The organism is Daejeonella sp. H1SJ63 (genome assembly GCF_029360775.1).
Lineage (GTDB): Bacteria > Bacteroidota > Bacteroidia > Sphingobacteriales > Sphingobacteriaceae > Daejeonella.
Genome location: NZ_JARKMZ010000001.1, coordinates 173,161 through 193,455, shown reverse-complemented (window position 1 = coordinate 193,455; position 20,295 = coordinate 173,161). Strand labels below are relative to the sequence as shown.

Annotated in this window: 20 protein-coding genes and 1 tRNA gene; 2 read left to right on the top strand and 19 right to left on the bottom strand. The window is 40.4% G+C overall.

Translation table 11 applies throughout. The annotated features are described in order from the left end of the window. Positions 1–65: 65 nt before the first annotated feature. The 6 genes from P2W72_RS00865 to P2W72_RS00840 form a co-directional block, all read right to left on the bottom strand. On the bottom strand, positions 66–452 hold the full coding sequence (locus P2W72_RS00865) for a hypothetical protein (RefSeq protein WP_276358960.1): 387 nt from the start codon (positions 450–452) through the stop codon (positions 66–68). A gap of 230 nt (positions 453–682) precedes the next feature. Next, positions 683–1,117 (bottom strand): hypothetical protein, encoded by a 435-nt coding sequence (locus P2W72_RS00860; protein ID WP_276358959.1) that lies wholly within the window; start codon positions 1,115–1,117, stop codon positions 683–685. 47 nt (positions 1,118–1,164) lie between these two features. Next, positions 1,165–2,148, bottom strand: coding sequence for an SH3 domain-containing protein (locus tag P2W72_RS00855; protein WP_276358958.1), 984 nt, complete (start codon positions 2,146–2,148; stop codon positions 1,165–1,167). A gap of 62 nt (positions 2,149–2,210) precedes the next feature. Further along, positions 2,211–3,719: an arylsulfatase gene (locus P2W72_RS00850; RefSeq protein WP_276358957.1), complete on the bottom strand. Its 1,509-nt coding sequence runs from the start codon at positions 3,717–3,719 to the stop codon at positions 2,211–2,213. Positions 3,720–3,740: 21 nt separating this feature from the next. Next, positions 3,741–5,279: a sulfatase gene (locus tag P2W72_RS00845; RefSeq protein ID WP_276358956.1), complete on the bottom strand. Its 1,539-nt coding sequence runs from the start codon at positions 5,277–5,279 to the stop codon at positions 3,741–3,743. A 112-nt stretch (positions 5,280–5,391) separates the two neighbouring features. Further along, the gene (locus tag P2W72_RS00840; protein WP_276358955.1) at positions 5,392–7,944 is read right to left on the bottom strand and encodes a phosphoenolpyruvate carboxylase; all 2,553 of its coding nucleotides are present in this window, start codon (positions 7,942–7,944) and stop codon (positions 5,392–5,394) included. A gap of 334 nt (positions 7,945–8,278) precedes the next feature. Here P2W72_RS00840 and P2W72_RS00835 point away from each other — a divergent pair, with 334 nt between their 5' ends. After that, complete coding sequence (locus tag P2W72_RS00835) at positions 8,279–9,001, top strand: DsbA family oxidoreductase (protein ID WP_276358954.1); 723 nt, start codon at positions 8,279–8,281, stop codon at positions 8,999–9,001. A gap of 75 nt (positions 9,002–9,076) precedes the next feature. On the opposite strand, the gene P2W72_RS00830 is transcribed toward P2W72_RS00835, so the two are convergent. After that, positions 9,077–10,021, bottom strand: coding sequence for an amidohydrolase family protein (locus tag P2W72_RS00830; RefSeq protein ID WP_276358953.1), 945 nt, complete (start codon positions 10,019–10,021; stop codon positions 9,077–9,079). Positions 10,022–10,317: 296 nt separating this feature from the next. Between P2W72_RS00830 and P2W72_RS00825 the strand changes: the two genes are divergently transcribed. Continuing rightward, complete coding sequence (locus tag P2W72_RS00825; RefSeq protein WP_276358952.1) at positions 10,318–10,599, top strand: hypothetical protein; 282 nt, start codon at positions 10,318–10,320, stop codon at positions 10,597–10,599. A gap of 162 nt (positions 10,600–10,761) precedes the next feature. Here the strand turns inward: P2W72_RS00825 and P2W72_RS00820 are convergent, their stop codons facing one another. The 12 genes from P2W72_RS00820 to P2W72_RS00765 form a co-directional block, all read right to left on the bottom strand. Continuing rightward, a complete protein-coding gene (locus tag P2W72_RS00820; protein ID WP_276358951.1) occupies positions 10,762–11,178 on the bottom strand; it encodes an SRPBCC family protein in 417 nt (138 codons plus the stop codon). Between the two features lie 11 nt (positions 11,179–11,189). Next, positions 11,190–11,582, bottom strand: a complete 393-nt coding sequence (locus P2W72_RS00815) for a DUF1801 domain-containing protein (RefSeq protein WP_276358950.1) — start codon at positions 11,580–11,582, stop codon at positions 11,190–11,192. Between the two features lie 40 nt (positions 11,583–11,622). Further along, complete coding sequence (locus tag P2W72_RS00810) at positions 11,623–12,015, bottom strand: VOC family protein (RefSeq protein ID WP_276358949.1); 393 nt, start codon at positions 12,013–12,015, stop codon at positions 11,623–11,625. 131 nt (positions 12,016–12,146) lie between these two features. Further along, the gene (locus P2W72_RS00805) at positions 12,147–12,794 is read right to left on the bottom strand and encodes an RDD family protein (RefSeq protein ID WP_276358948.1); all 648 of its coding nucleotides are present in this window, start codon (positions 12,792–12,794) and stop codon (positions 12,147–12,149) included. A gap of 27 nt (positions 12,795–12,821) precedes the next feature. Continuing rightward, entirely contained in the window at positions 12,822–13,031 is a 210-nt protein-coding gene (locus P2W72_RS00800; protein ID WP_276358947.1) for a (4Fe-4S)-binding protein, read from the bottom strand. A gap of 303 nt (positions 13,032–13,334) precedes the next feature. After that, entirely contained in the window at positions 13,335–13,619 is a 285-nt protein-coding gene (locus P2W72_RS00795) for a hypothetical protein (protein ID WP_276358945.1), read from the bottom strand. A 58-nt stretch (positions 13,620–13,677) separates the two neighbouring features. Beyond that, positions 13,678–14,025: a nuclear transport factor 2 family protein gene (locus tag P2W72_RS00790; RefSeq protein WP_276358944.1), complete on the bottom strand. Its 348-nt coding sequence runs from the start codon at positions 14,023–14,025 to the stop codon at positions 13,678–13,680. Between the two features lie 443 nt (positions 14,026–14,468). Next, positions 14,469–14,759: a cytochrome c maturation protein CcmE gene (locus P2W72_RS00785; RefSeq protein WP_346429759.1), complete on the bottom strand. Its 291-nt coding sequence runs from the start codon at positions 14,757–14,759 to the stop codon at positions 14,469–14,471. Positions 14,760–14,982: 223 nt separating this feature from the next. Then, a tRNA-Val gene (locus P2W72_RS00780) sits at positions 14,983–15,057 on the bottom strand. A gap of 70 nt (positions 15,058–15,127) precedes the next feature. Further along, complete coding sequence (locus P2W72_RS00775) at positions 15,128–16,180, bottom strand: 2-oxoacid:ferredoxin oxidoreductase subunit beta (protein ID WP_276358943.1); 1,053 nt, start codon at positions 16,178–16,180, stop codon at positions 15,128–15,130. Beyond that, positions 16,177–18,012, bottom strand: coding sequence for a 2-oxoacid:acceptor oxidoreductase subunit alpha (locus P2W72_RS00770; RefSeq protein ID WP_276358942.1), 1,836 nt, complete (start codon positions 18,010–18,012; stop codon positions 16,177–16,179). Before P2W72_RS00770 ends, P2W72_RS00775 begins: the two co-directional genes overlap by 4 nt. 3 nt (positions 18,013–18,015) lie before the next feature. After that, the gene (locus tag P2W72_RS00765) at positions 18,016–19,785 is read right to left on the bottom strand and encodes an FAD-dependent oxidoreductase (protein ID WP_276358941.1); all 1,770 of its coding nucleotides are present in this window, start codon (positions 19,783–19,785) and stop codon (positions 18,016–18,018) included. Between the last annotated feature and the right edge of the window lie 510 nt (positions 19,786–20,295).

The following is a 20,295-nucleotide window of genomic DNA, read 5'->3' as shown; positions in this document are numbered from 1 at the left end:
GCGCTTAGATTTCGGGGAAGCTTACAAAATAATGATACTTAATGCGAAGAAACCGGAATTTATTCTCATCCTTCAGAACAATTTTGATTAAATATTTTTAGAATTTCAATTTTTGTAATGGGCAACCCACCTATATCACAAAAGTTGCCTTCGCTGAAGGATGTAACTTTTTTATAACTGAAATGAATGGTGTCGCCTTCCCTTTGCTTTTCTGCAGGCAGATTACCTGCTAATACGCAATTTTCATATCTAAGGGAAGGACTTTTAAAATGGTTTTCCCAGGTTTTCCCAATGATTTCACTTTCCGAAAGCAGCTGAATTACTGTTCCCCCACAAGAAACTTGTATAACTCTGCCTGCATAACATTTCTGTTCATTGTTGTATTTTTCACAACTAAAAGCAGTTAATATACAAACTCCAAGTATGCCTATTAAAACATTTAATTTTTCCATAACAGTATTATTAGTGTTCAGTTAGAATTGTTTGTTTCAACTTTCGGTAAAATCGGGTTTAACCTTCTTAAGAATTATTAAATCTATACGAAAGTTAAAGAGAAACCGTTACACCCCGTAAAAACGAGTATAATATACCGCGCTTTAAGAAAAGTAATTGTTTTTCCATACCCAATTGAGTTAAGGTGATCAGTTCTATAAAATTTCAGACCCGTGCATTAAAAGTCTTTTTACTTACGGATACATAAAATTTTGATTTGACGATCTTTAACAAACCAACTGAAATCTGCAGTTAGAATATCATGTGTGCAAAGAGAATAGACATATTCTTTGGTATCGGAGGTTTTGTACGCAAAGCGAATTTTGTATTTTGACCTGACCGAGTCTGGAAATAAAAATGTAAACTGTCTGTTAGCAAAGTGAGATGGAGGGAACTTGTAAAGCGAATCAGGGAGGTTATAGGTTACAAGGGTATCTTTAAAATTATTCGTTACAATTACAAAGCCCTTTCCATCAAAAGATTGCTTACCTGCGGTGCACTGGTCAAATCCAATAATATAAGCTTCTTTTAAATTACTGTCATCGCATGGGTTTTTAGCTTTTTTACAACTATAAGCTGTGAGTACAATAATTGCAAATACGAATAAATAAATAGTTAAATTCATCTGTTTATTTTTTTAATGTGCTCATAATGGTTCATTGATAAACACTATCACACAAAAGTCAGGAATTTACTGCTTAGCCATTTCTCATCCAGGTTTACTTTACACCATTTATCCTGTTCTTTAGAGATAAAAACCTCCTGCCCTTTTGTAAATGAGCCAATTTTGTCAAAATCTATTCCCGGACCGCTCCTGACATTTAATGTTGTGGTATTCACCAGAGCCCGCTTAACCGGGATGGTATATGCTGAAGATACCCAGTGCTCCTGACTGCCTGATATCTTATACCAACCGCTCTCTTCCTGGTAAACCCTCAGAACTGCACCAAGCAGAGCCGCTTCCCTGTCGCTTGCCTTCTTTGCTGAAGCAGATGGCTCTTCTCTGATATTAAGTTTAGAAGCTGTAACACAAACATATTTCAGAATTTCAGAGAGCTCTTTTGGTTCATACTCTGCGTAAGGCATAACGAGTGGCAGGAATGATTCCTCACAGTTATTAACCTTGTTCCCTCCAAAAAAGTTTGTCCCCGGACAGGATTTATTATTTTTTGTACCATCATTTCTTTGCCCCGTACTTAAATCAAACCAATGATGATAAACAATACTGTTCGTGTTTACCTGCAGACCGAAACGTTTGCATAATATCCCCGTCATGCGGATGATACATTCGCGATGTTCATCGGTCATGGTATCTTTCCCGACATCGAAATTACCCAAATGCTCTATGCAGATACTGTTGGAATTTTGCCCGCTGATACATGCCGGAGAACGCTCCAGTGTTCTTCCGGTCAGAATGCTGCCATCAGGGAAAGTTGTAAAATGCTGCCCGATATCGCCCCAGCCATTTTGGTTCACATGATAGTTTTTCATGCCAAGCTGCAGTGAGAAATGATTGGAACCCTTAAAATGTGAGTAGTAAGGACTATAGGTATGATGTTGCTGAATTACTAAAACAGTCCTTGCAATGCGGGTCGAATTAATCCACTCTTCGAACTCAGCAAGGTTCATTTTCAGGAAGCCTTGTTTTTTTTCCATGCTGAAAAAGATTAAAGAATTATTTGCTTAAAATCCAATTCAATATCAGCCGGTCTTTAAACTCACATCTCCTTTACCTCTTTGAGTTTTTCAGACAACAACTTAATTTGCAGTGTATTACGTTTCGAAAGATTATTTTGTTCCGTTTTATCTTCTTTTAAATTATAAAGCTGTGGCCCGGAATCATTGCCAAGCTCCGTATTGGTCATCTCATTCCGCTTCGGACCATCATTTGGCTCAATATATTTCCAGTTGCCCTGAATAATGCTCAGCGTACTGTTAACCGATTGCTGAACAATAAAATCTCTGTTCTTATTGGCTCCCAACAGAGCATTCAGGCTATTAAAGCTGTCCTGAGCCTTTATTTTCCGACCGGTCAAGGCAGCAAAACTTGCAAAAAAATCAATCTGGCTGAACAAAGCATCAGATACTGTACCGGCTTTAACTTTTGCAGGCCATCTCAAAATCATCGGCACTTTGGTGCCACCTTCAAATGCGCTGTACTTACCGCCTCTCAAAATACCTGAAGGAGTATGTCCGTTAAGCAGTTCAACAGCCCTGTCTTCATATCCGTCATCAACTACGGCACCATTATCACTGGTAAAGATCAGCAGGGTATTATCGGCAATCTTTAACCTGTCGAGTGTATTCAGTACTTCCCCTACTGTCCAGTCGAGCTGAAGGATCGCATCTCCTCTGGCGCCCATTCCGCTTTTACCAACAAACCTTGAATGAGGAACACGCGGAACATGAATATCATGTGTAGCAAAGAAAAGAAAGAATGGTTTTTGCTTATTTTTCTCAATAAAATTAACTGCCCTGCCTGTAAATACATCTGCCATATCTTCATCAATCCAGCGGGCTTTCTTTCCACCGGTCATCCAGCCAATACGGCTCACTCCGTTAATAATGGTAGCATCATGCCCATGAGAATACTTCATCTTCAACAGCTCAGGGTTCTCCTTTCCGCTTGGTTCATTTCCTATCTTTCCCTTGTACGAAACCGTGATCGGATCTGCCGGATCAAGATCCACAATACGGTAATTCTCCATATAAACACATGGTACACGATCACCGGTTGCGGGCATGATAAATGAATAGTTAAATCCTACCTCCAGCGGCCCGGGTTTAATATCAGAATTCCAGTCAGGACCACCTTCCCCACCTAATCCCAAATGCCATTTCCCCACCACAGCAGTTTGATAACCTGCCTTTTGAAGCATTGAGGGCATCGTTTCTTCATTTGTAGGAAGAATCATAGCCGCGTCTCCGGGAGCAATATTGGTCCCTGCTTTTCTCCATGCATATTTTCCGGTCAGAAGTGAAAAACGGGAAGGCGTACATGTTGCAGCTGTGGCATAGGCATTGGTAAAGCGTAGTCCGCCTTTGGCTATCCTGTCGATATTCGGAGTACTGATTTTTGTTGCACCATTGGCGCTGATATCGCCAAAGCCCAGATCATCGGTGTAAATAATGATAATATTAGGTTTTTGCTGTGAAACTGCCTGAGCGCTTATCATTGGCAGTAAGGCCAGAGAAAACAGTATTAGAGAAATAATTCTTTTGAGCATTAGCTTAATTGATTAAGTTGATTACCAGGTATCTTTGTAAATATGGTCGCCTTTCTTTTCATTGATGGGCTTAAGGGGAATATACAATCCATTGGTTTTGTCGAGCCATTCCCATAGTTTTTTATTTAATTCAGCGGCTAGCAGCTGATATTCAGACTTGCGAATCAGATTATTCAGTTCATACGGATCCTTCTGCAGATCGTACAACTGATCGATATCCCATACCCCCTGACTGCGGATAAATTTATACCGATCAGTACGTACAGCAAATTGTGTAGGAGTTTGGGGGAAGGAATTCTCCCAGTAATATTCATAAAATACTTCCTTGCGCCAGTCTGATGATACATTGCCGTTAAGCAAAGGGATAAATGATCTTCCCTGCATATTTTCAGGCTTTCTGACACCTGCCAGTTCAAGAATACTGGGTGCAATATCCACATTCAGTACCATTTCCTTAATCCGGGTGCCCGGCTTTATCAGATCAGGCAATCTGGCGATTAATGGAACCCGCATAGATTCTTCATAGGCATGTCGCTTATCAATCAATCCATGTTCTCCGAAAGAAAAGCCATTATCACCCATATAAATTACAAGTGTTTCCTTATCCAGTCCGCTTTCTTTAAGATAGTCCAAAACCCGGCCTACATTATGATCAATCCCCATCAATGTTTCAAGATAATCAATGTAGAAACGGTCAAAATCGGTTTGTCCGTGATACATGAAATCCACCCCATGCCAGCTATTTCGCTGAGCTCTGACCCATTGGGGAATATCCTTATAATTGAATGTGTAAGCACTGGAATCAGCCTGTTGTCCGCGTGTAAATTTTTTACTGCCTGCCCGGGCAGTAGAAAACATGGATACCGGATATTGTATCTGAATATCTCTGTAAATTCCTTTATCCTTCCTTGCCGCACTAAATTCAGCATGCACTGCTTTATGCGATAAATAGACAAAAAACGGCTTATTCTTATCTCTTTTCTTCAACCAGTCGATGGTCAGATCGGTCAGTACATCGGTGATATAGGCACTGTCGGTATAAGACACGGTTTTACCGTCGATATTCAGCTTGGGGTTATAATAAACACCCTGACCGGGGAAGCTTACCCAGCGATTAAATCCGGGTCTGGGCTGAGCATCTCCACCACCCATATGCCATTTCCCGAAAAAAGAAGTCTGATACCCGGCTTTTTGGAGGTATTGAGGGAAATATACCAAAGTCTTTGGTGCCGGCGCCTGATTATCCACTACCGTATGGCTATGTGCATACAAACCGGTAAGTATTGATGCCCTGCTGGGCGAGCATAATGCAGTACTTACAAAAGCATTCTGAAAATGTGCCCCCTCATTCGCAATACGATCAAGGTTTGGTGTTTTTAATCCCGGGACTTTGCCTGTGAAGCCCATAAAATCATAACGGTGATCATCAGACAGAATAAATATAATATTTCGTGGCTTTACTTTAGAAACAGGATTGAACTTGCCCTGAGCCATTAAAAACACAGGAATTATAAGCAAATAGAAACATAAAAAAGAGAGTCTGATTATGCTGTATCTCATATAAATTGGAGTAATCCCTATTCAAAAGCATTTAGCCCTGCAAATTGCAAGGCTAAAGCTTAATAAATATAATGATTAGAATGAGATCAGAAAGAACCTGATTAATAAATCATCAGGCAGAATTTCGCTCTGCATTGATGATACCGAATGAACAACGCATCACCAGTTTCTCAAAAATCTTACTTTCAGAAGCATCAGCATTCTTGTTTGCACCTTCCCTGATCATTGTCAATGCATATTGTTGAATGGTGATTAATGGCAATTCGATACGCTGTCTCATGTGTATGGAAAGTTTATCGGCTGCTTTATCTCCCATCAGATCAGATTTACCTGTCAGCAAGAGGACATATTTCCTGGTACGCTCAAACTCATCATGGAACATATTCCATAACTCACCATACTTTGGATGTTTCGATAAATAGGCCGTTAATGGGAAAAAGCATTTGCTCATAGCCATTTCACAGTTATCGATCAGGGTTTTGAAATACAGTGAGTGCCTGTACAAATTCCTGATATCCTCCCATTTTCCGGCAGCGGCAAGTTTTTCAAAAGCAATACCTACTCCGTAATATCCCGGCAGGTTCTGCTTGAGCTGACTCCAGGCACCAACATAAGGCACGGCCCTCAGATCATTCAGATTCAGCTTTCCTGATTTACGTTTTGAAGGTCTGCTTCCAATATTGGCTTCAGCATAATAACGTAAAGGACTGGCATAATCCAGATATTCAAGAAAATCGGGGTTTTCCTTCAACACATTAAACGCTTCATAACTCTCATCTGAAAGCTCCTGAAGCAACTCTTCCTCCTGCTTACTCAAAGTAATATCTCTTGAAGAAAACAGTGCATTACTTATACCTGAATGCATCAGCTGCTCCATATTATACCTGGCAGCATCCATCGTACCGAAATTAGAGCTGATGGTCTGTCCCTGAATGGTTAACTGAATTTCCTTGTTTGCAATATTTTTACCCATGGAAGCATAAAACTGATGGGTTTTACCTCCTCCACGTGCCGGCGGACCTCCCCTTCCGTCAAAGAATACAACTTTAACATCATATTCTCTTGAAATCCGGGTAAGTTCCTCTTTAGCTTTATAAATACTCCAGTTAGCCATCAGATAACCTCCATCCTTGGTCCCATCTGAGAATCCAAGCATGATAGTCTGGGCACTGTTTCTGCGTTTTAAGTGCTGAAGATAAATTTCATTCTCGTACAAAACCCTCATCACCTCCCCGGCGCTCTGAAGGTCACCAATAGTTTCGAAAAGAGGAACAAAATCAATGCTGATCTTCTCCTTTTTCCATCCGGTCATCAGACATAGACCATATACTTCCATTACATCCAGGGCACTGGTAGTATGGCTGATGATATAACGGTGACATCCTTCAGGCCCATTAAACTTTTGAATGGTTTTAATAGCCATGAGTGTATCGAAGGTCTCTTTATCAAGATCAGTATCAAGAAACAGTGAATCTATGCTTTGTAATGCCTGAATCTTTGCTTCCTGTGAAAGGCTTTTATAATTCCTGGGCAGGATAGAAGTTTTTTCAGAGATCTGCTCCACTAATTTCCTGTGAATTGAACTGTCCTGTCTGATATCCAGTGAAGCAAAGAACAAACCAAACAGATTAACCTTATTCAGCAGATTATTTACCTTGTTAAGGAATAAACTATTATGCTTTTCAATTAATATGCTTCTGATCTTAATAAGGGTATCCGTAATTTCATCTTTCGAAAGATCTGCATTGTATCCGGGGATGAACAGATTCTTGTATAATCTGTCTTCCAGTGTAGCCAGCAATGTATCTACTCCCTGAAACGTCAGTCTGCCCTTCAGCAAACGAACATCACGATAATAACATTTAATGATACTCCCTCTTAAGGCTTCAGCAACTTTAAGGGTTGTATCTGCCTTAACAAACGGATTCCCGTCACGGTCGCCCCCCGGCCAGAATCCCATTCTGATCAATTGATTCTTTTCATCAATGGCATCGGGGAACTGATCGTAAAGAAATGATAATATTCTACCAGCCGACTGATAGAATACATTTTCAAGGAACCAGATCAGGTTAACGGCCTCATCGTATGGGGTAGGTTTTTGCTTCTTGAAGAATGGTGTTTTCCCCAGCTGCTGAAGATAGGTATTCACCAAAACGGTATCATCACGATAAAGTGCTTTACCCAGATCATGAATAATACCTAAAACTTCCCTCGGATAAAACTGATTAGGGTGTGCGGTAAGAACCATTCTGACTGAAAAGTCCTTGAGTTTTTGTGCAAGTGCTTGTTCAGAGTTAGTTTGAATAACTTCAGACTGTAATTGCTTTAAGGTACCCGCACCATTCATATCGTGTGTTGCACTGAACGCCGCATCTTCGAGCGCATCAAAAAGTACAACCTGCCTTTCAGAATATTGAATGAATCTGAACAAAAGATCTATTTGCTCCTTTTCATTGCGATATGTGGTATACTGCTTAAAAAATGAATTAATTATTTCAGCCGGACTCTGTTCATTACGGAAACCTTCTTCACAATGCAAAAGAAATAAAGAAAGCAAAATTCCGGTTTTCTCAACCCGATGAAATGGCAGGGATGTAAACAAACTGTTATACATCTCAAACTTGATTCCAACCAGATTTTTAAATTCTTCCAGGGTATTACTCATAATATTTTACTCTAAATCCAGACAAAGGCCGGGTTAACATAAATGATACGGCTAAAATTACTAAAATCAAAAAGGAGGGGATTCAAATACAGACAAGCAAAATTCTGACATTCAGCATTTTAAAACAACCAGCCGAATTCTCCGCATTTTAATCCTGCAAATTATCGACATCCTTTTGATCAATTAATAGTAAATAAAAGCCTTATTAATTTTTTCAAAGGACTAATCTACTCAAGAATTCTGTTTTGTTAAGATAAATTGCGAAAGTTTATTGATTGAACACAAACTAATATTCGTTAGTTATTCGTTATAAATTAAAGAAAAATACCAAATAATGAATCAAAAGAAAATGCATGTAGAAATCTGGAGCGATGTAATGTGTCCTTTTTGCTATATCGGCAAACGCAGGTTTGAGAAAGCACTTGATCAAATTTCCGGAAAAGAAAATATCGAAATAATCTGGAAGAGCTATCAGCTTGCTCCTGATCTGAAAACAGATTCTTCAAAAAATATTAACCAATATCTGTCCGAACATAAAGGAATCAGCTTAGAGCATGCACAACAAATGAATGATCAGGTAACCCGCATGGCTGCCGGTGAGGGACTGGTTTATAATTTCGATAAAGCCATTGTTGCCAATTCAATGAATGCACATCGCTTCTCGCATTTTGCAAAGCAATACAGCAAACAAAACGATGCAGAAGAATTACTCTTCCGTGCTTATTTTACAGATGGTAAAAATACCGATGATCAGAATACCCTGATTGAACTGGGAAATGAAATCGGACTGGACCCTGTCAAACTAAAATCTGTACTGGAAAGCCAACAATACGCAGATGAAGTCAGGGCAGATATTCTGGAAGCTCAGCAAATTGGGGTAAGAGGTGTACCCTTCTTTGTATTCGACAGAAAATATGCCATTTCGGGTGCTCAGGAAAGTCAGGCCTTTTCACAGGTACTGGAGAAATCATTCGCTGAGTGGAAAGAGCAAAATCCTGCCCTGAACATGAAAACAAGTGAAGGTCAGGTTTGTACTCAGGATGAAGGTTGTAATTAAAGAACTTTTTCTTTTCGTATTCGATTAGCTGAACAAAACAGGAATGACCTTCAATTATACCCCAGAATATGCCTGTCATCTATTAAAATAAATCCCTTCTGCAGTTTTACCCAATATCCATACCTTATCTTCCTCCGTGAAGAATGGAATGATTTCTTTGATGATCAGAAATTCAAAAAAATTAGCAAAAAGCATTCTTTGCGGACCATAAACATCATAAATCCGCTTAAGATAAGGCCAAACATCCCTATAAGGAGGTTTTTGTTTAGACGGATTATGCATGGATGTACGGATATAGACATTGGGAAATTTAGCCAGATTTAAGAGTGGCATGATTCCCTCAGAATCCGGTTTGCTGATATCAATCATAGCCAGATGATCGATCACGATTTTAACACCCGGAAAACGCTGAGCCATATCTGCCACCTGCCCTATTTGCTGCGGTGCCAGAAAAATATTGAAGGATGCATTTAACTCCTCTGCCTTATTCCACCAGGGATAACAGCCCGGATCGTTCATCCAAACTTTTTGTGGATCCTGTATCGGACTGAGCCGTAAGCCGATCAGCCCGTCCTCCTTTATCAGTTTTTCAAGACGTGCAGGATTTTTAGGATCAACCGGATCGTATAAGCGGTTTCCGAACAATAATCCGAATCCGGCAAAACGATCAGGCCAGGTCTTGACGCAATGGATGGTATAATCATTATTCCTTCCATAATAGCAAACATGCGAAATCACTGTTTTGTCTATGCCGTGAATATTCATTTCTTCAATCAAATGCTCACCTGAATAATCGCGGGGAGGTTTACTGCCTGGGCAGGTGGAGATCTCCGGATCTATCGGGAAACGGGGATCATTCATTAACCAGACATGCTCAGAAGCATTAATAATTGGTGCTCTATCGGCATTTGGAACAGTGCCGCCTGCTATTCTATCAGAACTCATCGCATTGAGCCCTTCAGGCAACATTCCGGCTACAGGGATTGCCGAAAGCATTTTCAACATTTTTCTTCTGTGCATAGCATCTTCGTTTTAGCTGTTTATAATTTTCAAGATCCTTACTATCAAAACCTTAGGATTAAATTAAGAATATTAGATGAATGGGCAAATAGCTTTACGGGAATTATGATCTAAAGGTGGAGAGACTGTGCTAAACGATACAGAGGAAATACCCCGTACGTGATTACTATCAGGGCAACCACTTCTGATAAAACTTCCGGTCTCTTTGAAGAAGACTCGCTTGCCTCCTTTTCTGATTATTCCCATTGCGAACATAAGTTATCTAATTTGTTCGCTTTTTGTATACCTTTTTTAGTATGGGACAGAGCCCGGATCAGCTCAGGTATTACGATTTGCGGAATGAGCCGTTCTATTTTGTAGAACGGAAGGAGCAAAAAGGGATTTTTGAGGGTTGGAAAATGTATCTAAAAAACTTTCCGACTGCAGCCTCATTGTCAGTAGAATTAAGAGGTAGCTTCGCAACTCTACAGACAGTGAGCGCAGCCATCAGGGATGACAGTGCGCCCGGTACATTTTTCCAGCCGAGCAGCCTCCCAACCTGTCATCCTGAACGCAGTGAAGGAACTTCGCTGGTCTAACTTAAAATTATGGCCTGAATTTTGAATTTTCAATAGCTTTATGCTTAAACGTATTAGAACATGCCATGGGTAGGTTATCTAAAAATACTCACCATGACATCCCATTCATTACACTGATAAATTATAGCTTGTCAAAGACAGGAGAATCAACCCAACAACTTATCAATTCCTCTCAATATACTTCTTGAAATTATTAAGTATTGCCAGCCAGCCCTCCCTTTGCATTTCAATCGGATTTTCTGTTTCAGCGTCAAAGCTTACAGAGACTTCTGTTTTGCCACTAACATCATTAAAAGTTACGTGTACTTCTCTACCATCAGGCATGGTGTAGCTGAAGCTTTCACCAACAATTATTTGATCATAAACAGCTTCAAAATCAAAACCAAAACTCCCATCTTTGGCTTCCATTCTTGCGAGGTACTTTCCGCCTACCTGCATATCATTCGAAGCATGAGGGCATTGCCAGTCTTCACTTGCAAAGTTCCATTTTGTAATATGTTCAGGCCGGGTGTAGTAGTCCCAAACTTTTTCAATATCCACCGAAATAATGGTCTGAATTATGATTTTATCCCCTTTCATAATGCTTGGATTTAAATTAATCGCTCTAAATGTCCTTTGCGCCTGACTATATTTTTATAATCCCATTGAATTTCCCCTGATGTCTGCAGCCAACGCTTCAAATCATTAATTTCAATATCGGAAACATGATTATAGAATACAGAAGCATCCTTAAACTTTTTACCAATGAGATTTAGTCCTTCCTCATCGAAACCGACTCCACTCCAGAACATTAAACGGATCCCCGGTTTTTGTTTGCTGTAACCAACAATTGGATTCCCGCCTAAAAACCATACCGGATGGGCATGCCAGATTTTACTTTCAGCATCAGACAGTTCTGTGCCGATTATCGAAGCAAGTAAGTCGCAGATTTCCTTGTCTTGAGGACTTAACTTTTCGTTGAAGGTTTTTATTTCAAGGTTCATATCTTTTGAATGGAGTGATTATCCAGCTAATCAGCGGGTTTTAATTCATCGAATGCAATCCAATGGTATTTCCTTCCGTATCCATCAGGACTGAGCAAAATCCATGCTCACCAAGTGACATTTTTGGCTGTAAAACTTTTCCTCCTGCTGCTTCTGCCCTCCCTTCTTCAACTGAACAATCCTCGCAGGTAAAATAAACCATCGTACCACCTGCACCCGGACCCATATTTTCCATTTTAACCAATGCTCCGCTAATATTCCCTTCGTTTTCCGCCCAGGGGAAGCTAAGCATTTGCATTTCGTCCAAACTGTCGGGCATTGGCAATTCGTTTAATTTGATTTGTAAAAGTGCTTCGTAAAATTTCTGAGCCCTGCTCATATCATCTACATAAATTTCTACCCAGGTAAATGGGTTTTTAGCTGGTGCTGGCATATTTGATTTATTTTTAAATGTTAAAATTATTTCAAACCTGCTAATTGCGGTAAAGGATTATAATCGTTTTAGGTTTTCAATTGAAAAGGAGATTATGTTTGTAGCCATTAGATCCCATTACTATAATTTAATTAAACTTCTTTTGTAGAATCATTTTCTTCTATAGTAACATTTGAATTCATTACTCTTTCAATTTCTTCAATATATTTCGATCTAACTATTACCGTTTCAGCCAAATAATCGTGAATTGCTCTTTTTCTTTTGTTCAGTAGCAGGACTATGAACTCACTATAAATCCAAATATTGCTCGCCCAATTGTAAAATTTGAAAAAGTCAGGAGAAAGTGACCTTAAATATTGTGTTTGTTTTATCCAACTTAAGCTTTTGAAAATCTCATCATCGGCTGATAACAAGCTCATTGTCATCCAAATGCTACTCGATAAAGTAAGGAAAAACATAACACTATGTCTTAAAATTGCTTCTTTCCATCCGATTGCCTTTCCATCCAAGCGAAGAATTTTTATACCTGCAACTTGCTTACCCGGAGTCCAACCATATTTTTTTGGAAGATAAATATCATACCAAAATCCAAAGGCAAGACTCGGAAGCAATGTATAGAAATAAACATTTTTCCCTAAACCATTTAAATATTGTATCACAAATATGACAGGAAGCATAAAGATGAGGTCCAATAACAGAGAAGCCAACCGTACCCAAAAACCTGCATACAAATTACCTTTAATACCTTCGATTTCTAATGGGATGTGTTTGTTATCCATGTTATATCTACTGTTACTTGCTTCTATCTATTCCACCAAAGTATAAGTCAGCGCCCCTGATGGACACCTGTTAACCTGGGCTTTCAATTCTTCTGTTGAGGCATTTTCAATTGTAATCCAGGGGGATTCTTTCGGTTTATAGACTTGTGGCAATGTTTTTACACAAATACCCACATGCAGGCAAAGTTTAGGTTGCCATTTGATGATGATTTCACCATTAGAATATTCTTTATTCATAAGCTCTGAATTTATAACAAAATACAAAATTTAATTTTTAAGCCCTATCACTAAAGCCTAATAAATTATCCAGGCTGAGCAGAATAGATCAGTGCCTCTTACCTGAACTGTTTTGGTTTTAGTCTCTGCCCGGCTAATTCCACGATTTCTGCAATCCGCTTTTGTCTGGTTTCAATTCTCCTGGCCATAACCAGCCATTATAAAATATTTCGTTTATCTGATCTGCTCAAACTGAGAAAATAATTCTTTGAATCAGGTATTTTTTGAAATTCTGCTTCCAAATCATCCGGAATTTCAAGAGATTCAGCTGTATCTAAAATCGACCAAAAACCGTTTTGTTTGAGTTCCTGCAATTAAATTCCTTGCTTCCAAATCAAGTTTTACAGTTTCTCCATACCATTGAACTCCCCCATCAAAATTATCCTTTACCCGCTGATATAACTCTTCCATCAGCTTGGCATGTGTGGGTTCAAGTTTGGCCAAAATGCTTAAAAGATGATCTCGTATAAAATTGTATTTCTCTAAAGAGATCTTCTTGTTCGTTTTGCCAGATTGTGGATGCAATGTTTGAATTAACTCTGCTTTCATTTGGTTTTGTACTACACGATAACCAGGGTGTTATAATTTCGATAAGAGCTTTAAACTTCTATTTCGCCTGGATACAATAAGATGTAATTTTTTGAATCTGATTAGAATCGTTGAACTCATATAAATCACAAGCCGATACAAAAGAAATTCGTTTACTATTCCGGATAAATTCGGCTGTTCCATTTACAACAACCTTGTTATTCTCTGAAATCACATTCAGAGTTTTAAAATTTGTCGTAACAGATTTAAAGTATTGACTCGCTTGATTGCAATTGTCAGCAATCGCATTTTTCCCTATGAATTTATCTTCTTCAACTACTTCCCAAAAAGCATCATCGGCAATAAAATCGTTTGTCTTGTCAAAATCTCCATTGGAAAATGCGGTGGCTATTTCTGGTTTTGTCATTTAATTAAAGTATTCATATAACCTTACTATTATTATAAACTCCCCAAAATCCTTATTTAAATATGTCAATTGTCAGCAGGATATCCAAAGCCTAAAGAAAATATTAAGATAAGTTAACGATTGCCCAGACGTGTCGCATGTGATTCTGCTATCCAATAGTTAAAATTCGGTGGAACATCGGACGAATGAAAAGCGGTACGGTGACAACACCGACCGCAGGGAATACTTTGTTATTTCATTGGTATTTTATGAAATTGCGGTACGGTGACACCAACCGCCGAAAAAAAAGCGTCATGATAAGAAAACTTAATTTCTTTAAAGAGCTTGAATTTCCGCTTTGACTTGAGGGTTACCGTCAAACTCTACTTGGTCGTTGGTATATTTAGAAGGACATTTCAAGGTTATATGGCTAGCATGAAACTCATTACCAGACATCTTGCCAACTAGAACAATTTCTCACTACGCTCAAAATCTTGAGGTTTGGCACCAGTAAAAACGACCTTGCACTCCTCATTGTTTTCATCCTTTAAGTAAAACGAGAAATAATTTGCGTCCTTTATCGGGTTGTAGTACATTTCCTTCTCCTTTATTAAATGTCCAACAATATGTAGTTCGTTCTCTGTTTCTTTTGCCTCTTTAATAGAAGCATATGTGCTAGAGTCAGTATATATGCTTATTATAAACCCTATGGCAAATGCAATAAGGATTAGACTGAGAATTGAAGACCTCTTCATGCTTTTGATTTAATCTCACAAAGAGAGAATTCTATAATTAGAAGCCTATGCAATAGACAATTATTTACCATTCTCTCAGCTAGTGCACTCGTGTCGCCTTTAATTCCATTAAACTGCAGCTTGCGGTATAGCGATAAAACCGACTGTAGGGGAAGGCGGTACGGAGATAACTCCGACCGCAGGGTAATAAAAAAGCCTTAGACATCTCTAAGACCTTGTTCAGTGGGAAATACTGGGTTCGAACCAGCGACCCCTACCTTGTCGAGGTAGTGCTCTAAACCAGCTGAGCTAATTTCCCTGTTCAGGTCTCAAATCTATAAAAAATGAAGGATTACCTGCATTTTTATCCTTCGCAGAAATAAATATTTCTATCTCAAATCCTCATTGATCTCAGCCAGAACTGCAGAACCCGGACAGAGATCTTCTTCTTCAAGGCTGTTCAAAGGCCGATCTGCTGAGTTTATCGTATGATGCAGATCTTCGGTTTCGGTTTCGATATACAGTAAGCCGGTCAGAATCTCATTCCTGTTCCTTGCATTACGCAGCGCATTCATCGCCTCCATCCTGTTGAAAGGATCGCGGTTAACCGCCAGCTTTTCAAGCTTGATAAAGGTGCCGTCGTGCAGCATCACCTCCGTCCCGGTGCCTGATTCATAACTGGCCAATATCTCCGATTTCTCAGGAACCAAATCGGTTTTGCCTGTAGCTTCTATATGCTCACGGACGTAATCGTACGATTTTGTTGACCCGGGGTTATTATTGAACGTTACGCAGGGAGAAATTACATTGATGAATGCAAATCCCGGGTGACTTACCGCCGCTTTGATCAAGGGAACCAATTGTTCCTTATCTCCTGAAAAACTTTGTGCAACAAAACCTGCGCCAAGTTCGAGCGCCAGTCCGGCTAAATCAATAGGCTGGAAAGGATTCACAGAACCCGCTTTGCTCTTTGAACCCGCATCGGCTGTAGCTGAATCCTGCCCTTTAGTGAGGCCGTAACAACCATTGTTCATCACGATATAAACCATATTCAGGTTTCGGCGGATCACATGCACAAACTGACCCATACCAATCGAAGCGGTATCTCCATCACCTGAAACTCCCATATAGATCAGATCACGGTTCGCCATATTCGCTCCCGTAGCCACCGAAGGCATTCTCCCGTGTACTGAATTAAAACCATGTGAATTCCCAAGGAAATAGGTAGGCGTCTTTGAAGAGCAGCCTATACCTGATAATTTCGCAATCCTATGTGGCGGAATCGATAATTCAAAACAAGCCTGAAGAATACTTCCGCTGATCGAGTCATGTCCGCAGCCGGCACATAAGGTTGAAAGCGAACCTTCATATTCCCTGGTAGTATATCCAAGATCATTTTTAGGCAGATCGGGATGGCGGAATTTAGGGCGTATATATGTCATGACAGAATTTTACTGGTTGAAGCATTAAGTGCTGGTGATAAATTTTTATTGATCAGAGCCATGATCGCATATGCCGTGATGGGCATCCCATCATAATTGAGAACAGGGATCATTTTCTGAGGATTTACATTGAGCTCATTGATCAGCAGGCTGCGCATCTGAGCATCCCGGTTTTGCTCGATAATAAATACCTTTTCGTGCGAATAAATAAAATCTTCCACTGTTTTATTGAAAGGGAATGCCTTTAGCCTCATGGCATCAAATACAAGCCCGGAAGCATGCATGGAATCTATTGCTTCTTCAGCCGAAAAGGTTGAAGTCCCGAAGAAAATAATACCGTAAGGGCTCTTGTTCTCTTCCTGATAAAGAAAAGGAGCAGGTACTGTTTCCTTTGCTGTATTCCACTTCTTCAGCAGTCTTTCCATATTTCTGACATAGACCCGGCCATCTTCGGTATAAGCTGCGTATTCATCCCGGGAAGTCCCGCGGGTAAAGAATGAACCTTTGGTTGGGTGAGTACCCGGAATGGTCCGGTAAGGAATTCCATCACCATCTATATCCAAGTAGCGTCCGAATTGGGGCATCTCTTCCAATTGACTGGCATCGAGAACCTTACCACGATTATATTTTCGTTTGTCATCCCATTCAAAAGACTCAGACATATGATCATTCATACCCAGATCGAGGTCGGTCATGATGATGACCGGTGTTTGTAAGAGCTCAGCCAGATCGAATGATTCGGCTGACATGTCAAAACATTCTTTCGGGGTAGAAGGAAAGATCAGTACCTGTTTGGTATCGCCATGCGAAGCATAGGCCGCCAATAAAATATCCGATTGTTGGGTCCTTGTTGGCATTCCCGTCGAGGGACCTGTACGCTGGACATCAATCAACACAGTTGGAATTTCAGCGAAATAAGCCAGTCCGAGGAATTCATTCATCAAAGACAGTCCCGGACCACTGGTAGCCGTGAATGAACGCGCGCCATTCCAGTTGGCACCGATTACCATTCCGATTGCAGCAAGTTCATCTTCTGCCTGCACAATGGCATAATTGCGTTTCCCTGTTTCCTTATCGACCCTTAATTTTTTTGCATAGCTCTCGAAGGCCTCCACCACCGAGGTTGATGGCGTAATCGGATACCAGGCCACAACCGTTGCACCGCCATAAACGGCACCGAGTCCGCAGGCTGAATTACCATCAATCAAAATCTTATCGCCAACCAGATTCCGTCTTTCCAAACGAATATCCAGAGGATAGGCATAATTGCTGTGAATGTACTGAATACCCAGATTCAGGGCTTTGATATTCATCGCAACCAGTTTCTCCTTGCCCACAAACTGCTCGGCAAGCAATTGTTCCAGTACCGAGAATTCGATATCCAGCAAGGCAGAAAGTGCCCCCACATAAATGATATTCTTAAACAATTGCCGCTGCCGCGGATCAGTGAATTCGCGCAGACACATTTCCATCAGTGGAAGGCCGATATAAGTCACATCAGGCCTGATTAATGCCGGATTCAGCGCTTTGGTACAATCGTAAATGAAGTATCCTCCACTTTTTACTGAAAGCACATCATCAGGCATACTTTGAGGGTTCACACAAACCATCAAATCCACCCCTTCCCGTCGACCGAGATAACCCTTTTCACTCACCCTGACATCGTACCAGGTTGGAAGTCCCTGTATATTTGATGGAAATATATTTTTAGGAGTTACAGGGATTCCCATCCGGAAAATAGCTTTTGCAAACAGATAATTTGCACTTGCAGACCCTGTACCATTGACATTCGCAAAACGAATGACAAAATCATTAACTTTTGAATTAGGCATCTCTTAACCTGCTTTGGTAACTTTATATAAATATTGCTGCATATCCCATGCAGATGTCGGGCAACGCTCAGCACACAAGCCGCAGTGCAGGCAAACGTCTTCATCTTTTACCATCACCCTTTGGGTAGGGAGCGTATCGGATACATAGAGGTCCTGAGTTATATTTAAAGCCGGAGCTTTGAGTCGTGTCCGTAAATCATCTTCTTCCCCATTTGCAGTAAATGTGATGCAGGAAGTCGGACAAATATCAACGCATGCATCGCATTCGATACATTTATCTTTTTCAAATACAGTTTGCACATCGCAATTCAGACAGCGATGAGCTTCTTTAATTGCAGTCTGAATATCAAAACCCAGCTCAACTTCCAGTTTACGATCAGACAGAGCGGCTTTTTTTTCAGCCTGAGGAACAATAAAACGCTGGTCATTAACCACATCATTATCATAGCTCCACTCATGGATACCCATTTTCTTTGAGACCAGATTGGTAAATGGTGCCGGGCGCGCTGTAAGTGCTTCTCCCCTGCAATACAGATCTATGGAGATGGCTGCCTGATGCCCATGAGCAACAGCAGTGATTACATTTTTGGGTCCGAAAGCGGCATCACCACCAAAGAAAACGCGCTGATTAGTTGACTGATGAGTTAAAGAATCGACAAGTGGCATTCCCCACTGATCAAAATCAACACCAGTATCCTTTTCAATCCATGGGAAACTGTTCTGCTGACCAACAGCGACAAGTACATCATCCGCTTCAATAAATACTTCGGGCTCGCCGGATGGAACAAGACTGCGTTTGCCCTGCTCATCATATACAGCTTTTACCTTTTCAAAGGTCATCCCAACCAGTTTGCCATTTTCGATCACGTAGGTTTTAGGCACATGATTTTCAAAGATGGGAATATCTTCATGCATTGCATCCTCAATCTCCCATGGGGAGGCTTTCATCTCTGCAAAGGGACTCCGCACCACAACCTTTACCTCTTCACCACCAAGTCGGCGGGAAGTACGGCAGCAATCCATGGCGGTATTTCCACCACCCAGCACGATCACTTTCTTACCAATTTTATGGGTATGCTCGAAAGCTACGCTTGCAAGCCATTCTATTCCGACATGTACGTTTTTACCGGCTTCTTCGCGACCGGGAAGTATCAAATCACGACCTCTCGGAGCACCAGTACCTACAAATACCGCATCGTATCCCTTTTCAAGAATTTCGATCATACTGGATACATAGGTATTGAAATGAGTATGGATTCCCATATCAAGAATATACCCGACTTCTTCGTTCAAGACATCATCGGGTAATCTGAAGGAAGGGATCTGGCTACGCATCATACCGCCACCGGCAGCATGTTCATCGTAGAGGTGAATCTCATAACCCAAGGGGGCAAGATCGCGGGCTACGGTTAGAGATGCCGGTCCGCCGCCAATCAGGGCAATCCGTTTTCCATTCATTTCTGAAGGAACACCGGGCATGAATGCCCGGACATCGTCCTTATTATCTGCAGCTACCCGTTTAAGCCGGCAAATTGCGACAGGTTCTTCTTCAATTCTGCCACGGCGGCATGCAGGTTCACAGGGACGATCGCAGGTTCGCCCGAGTACCCCGGGGAATACATTCGATTCCCAATTAATCATATATGCCTCAGTATATTTTCCTGCTGAGATCAACCTGATGTATTCAGGTACCGGAGTATGCGCGGGGCAGGCATATTGACAATCCACAACCTTGTGGAAGTATTCCGGATTTTTGGTATCTGTTGGTTTCAACTAGCTATACAGTTCTTAAACGATAAAAATAATTTAAAATGAAACATCAATCTAATGGAAATTTACACTATTTTAATAGTATTTAATCTTTAATTTAACATATAATCTTTTTCAATTCCCTGCTGAATTCAACAAAATTCAATGGAATCAATTATAAATTCCAACATCTTCAGGCTATCCTAAAGTACCTGAATACCAAAGTGATTGGTATGTTCAATATCAGAAATAAATAGAATGAAACAAATTTTATTGAATAACCTGAGTTCGATTAATAATTATTGAAATTTCAATGTAAAATAGCGGGTAAAATGGACCATATCATTCTCGCCGGGGATACTTATCTAAGCTTTGCTGATGAAGGTATATTGTAGTCCTTCCGGTACTAAACTTGTGCATTGTAGGTCAAAAAGACGAGCCAAACGTGCCAAATGTCATAAATTATTCCCCTAAATCACTTATTATCTAACCCGGCTCACGGATGCTATAGAGGGACAAACTATTAGAAGTATT

What these genes read in the sequence shown, in the direction of transcription:
- P2W72_RS00825 (WP_276358952.1), top strand. Translation starts at nt 10,318, where the DNA reads ATGGGACAGAGCCCGGATCAGCTCAGGTATTACGATTTGCGGAATGAG.
- P2W72_RS00770 (WP_276358942.1), bottom strand. Translation starts at nt 18,012, where the DNA reads ATGCCTAATTCAAAAGTTAATGATTTTGTCATTCGTTTTGCGAATGTC.
- P2W72_RS00845 (WP_276358956.1), bottom strand. Translation starts at nt 5,279, where the DNA reads ATGAGATACAGCATAATCAGACTCTCTTTTTTATGTTTCTATTTGCTT.
- P2W72_RS00820 (WP_276358951.1), bottom strand. Translation starts at nt 11,178, where the DNA reads ATGAAAGGGGATAAAATCATAATTCAGACCATTATTTCGGTGGATATT.
- P2W72_RS00850 (WP_276358957.1), bottom strand. Translation starts at nt 3,719, where the DNA reads ATGCTCAAAAGAATTATTTCTCTAATACTGTTTTCTCTGGCCTTACTG.
- P2W72_RS00800 (WP_276358947.1), bottom strand. Translation starts at nt 13,031, where the DNA reads ATGAATAAAGAATATTCTAATGGTGAAATCATCATCAAATGGCAACCT.
- P2W72_RS00790 (WP_276358944.1), bottom strand. Translation starts at nt 14,025, where the DNA reads ATGACAAAACCAGAAATAGCCACCGCATTTTCCAATGGAGATTTTGAC.
- P2W72_RS00860 (WP_276358959.1), bottom strand. Translation starts at nt 1,117, where the DNA reads ATGAATTTAACTATTTATTTATTCGTATTTGCAATTATTGTACTCACA.
- P2W72_RS00815 (WP_276358950.1), bottom strand. Translation starts at nt 11,582, where the DNA reads ATGAACCTTGAAATAAAAACCTTCAACGAAAAGTTAAGTCCTCAAGAC.
- P2W72_RS00810 (WP_276358949.1), bottom strand. Translation starts at nt 12,015, where the DNA reads ATGCCAGCACCAGCTAAAAACCCATTTACCTGGGTAGAAATTTATGTA.
- P2W72_RS00795 (WP_276358945.1), bottom strand. Translation starts at nt 13,619, where the DNA reads ATGAAAGCAGAGTTAATTCAAACATTGCATCCACAATCTGGCAAAACG.
- P2W72_RS00775 (WP_276358943.1), bottom strand. Translation starts at nt 16,180, where the DNA reads ATGACATATATACGCCCTAAATTCCGCCATCCCGATCTGCCTAAAAAT.
- P2W72_RS00840 (WP_276358955.1), bottom strand. Translation starts at nt 7,944, where the DNA reads ATGAGTAATACCCTGGAAGAATTTAAAAATCTGGTTGGAATCAAGTTT.
- P2W72_RS00805 (WP_276358948.1), bottom strand. Translation starts at nt 12,794, where the DNA reads ATGGATAACAAACACATCCCATTAGAAATCGAAGGTATTAAAGGTAAT.
- P2W72_RS00865 (WP_276358960.1), bottom strand. Translation starts at nt 452, where the DNA reads ATGGAAAAATTAAATGTTTTAATAGGCATACTTGGAGTTTGTATATTA.
- P2W72_RS00830 (WP_276358953.1), bottom strand. Translation starts at nt 10,021, where the DNA reads ATGCACAGAAGAAAAATGTTGAAAATGCTTTCGGCAATCCCTGTAGCC.
- P2W72_RS00855 (WP_276358958.1), bottom strand. Translation starts at nt 2,148, where the DNA reads ATGGAAAAAAAACAAGGCTTCCTGAAAATGAACCTTGCTGAGTTCGAA.
- P2W72_RS00785 (WP_346429759.1), bottom strand. Translation starts at nt 14,759, where the DNA reads ATGAAGAGGTCTTCAATTCTCAGTCTAATCCTTATTGCATTTGCCATA.
- P2W72_RS00835 (WP_276358954.1), top strand. Translation starts at nt 8,279, where the DNA reads ATGAATCAAAAGAAAATGCATGTAGAAATCTGGAGCGATGTAATGTGT.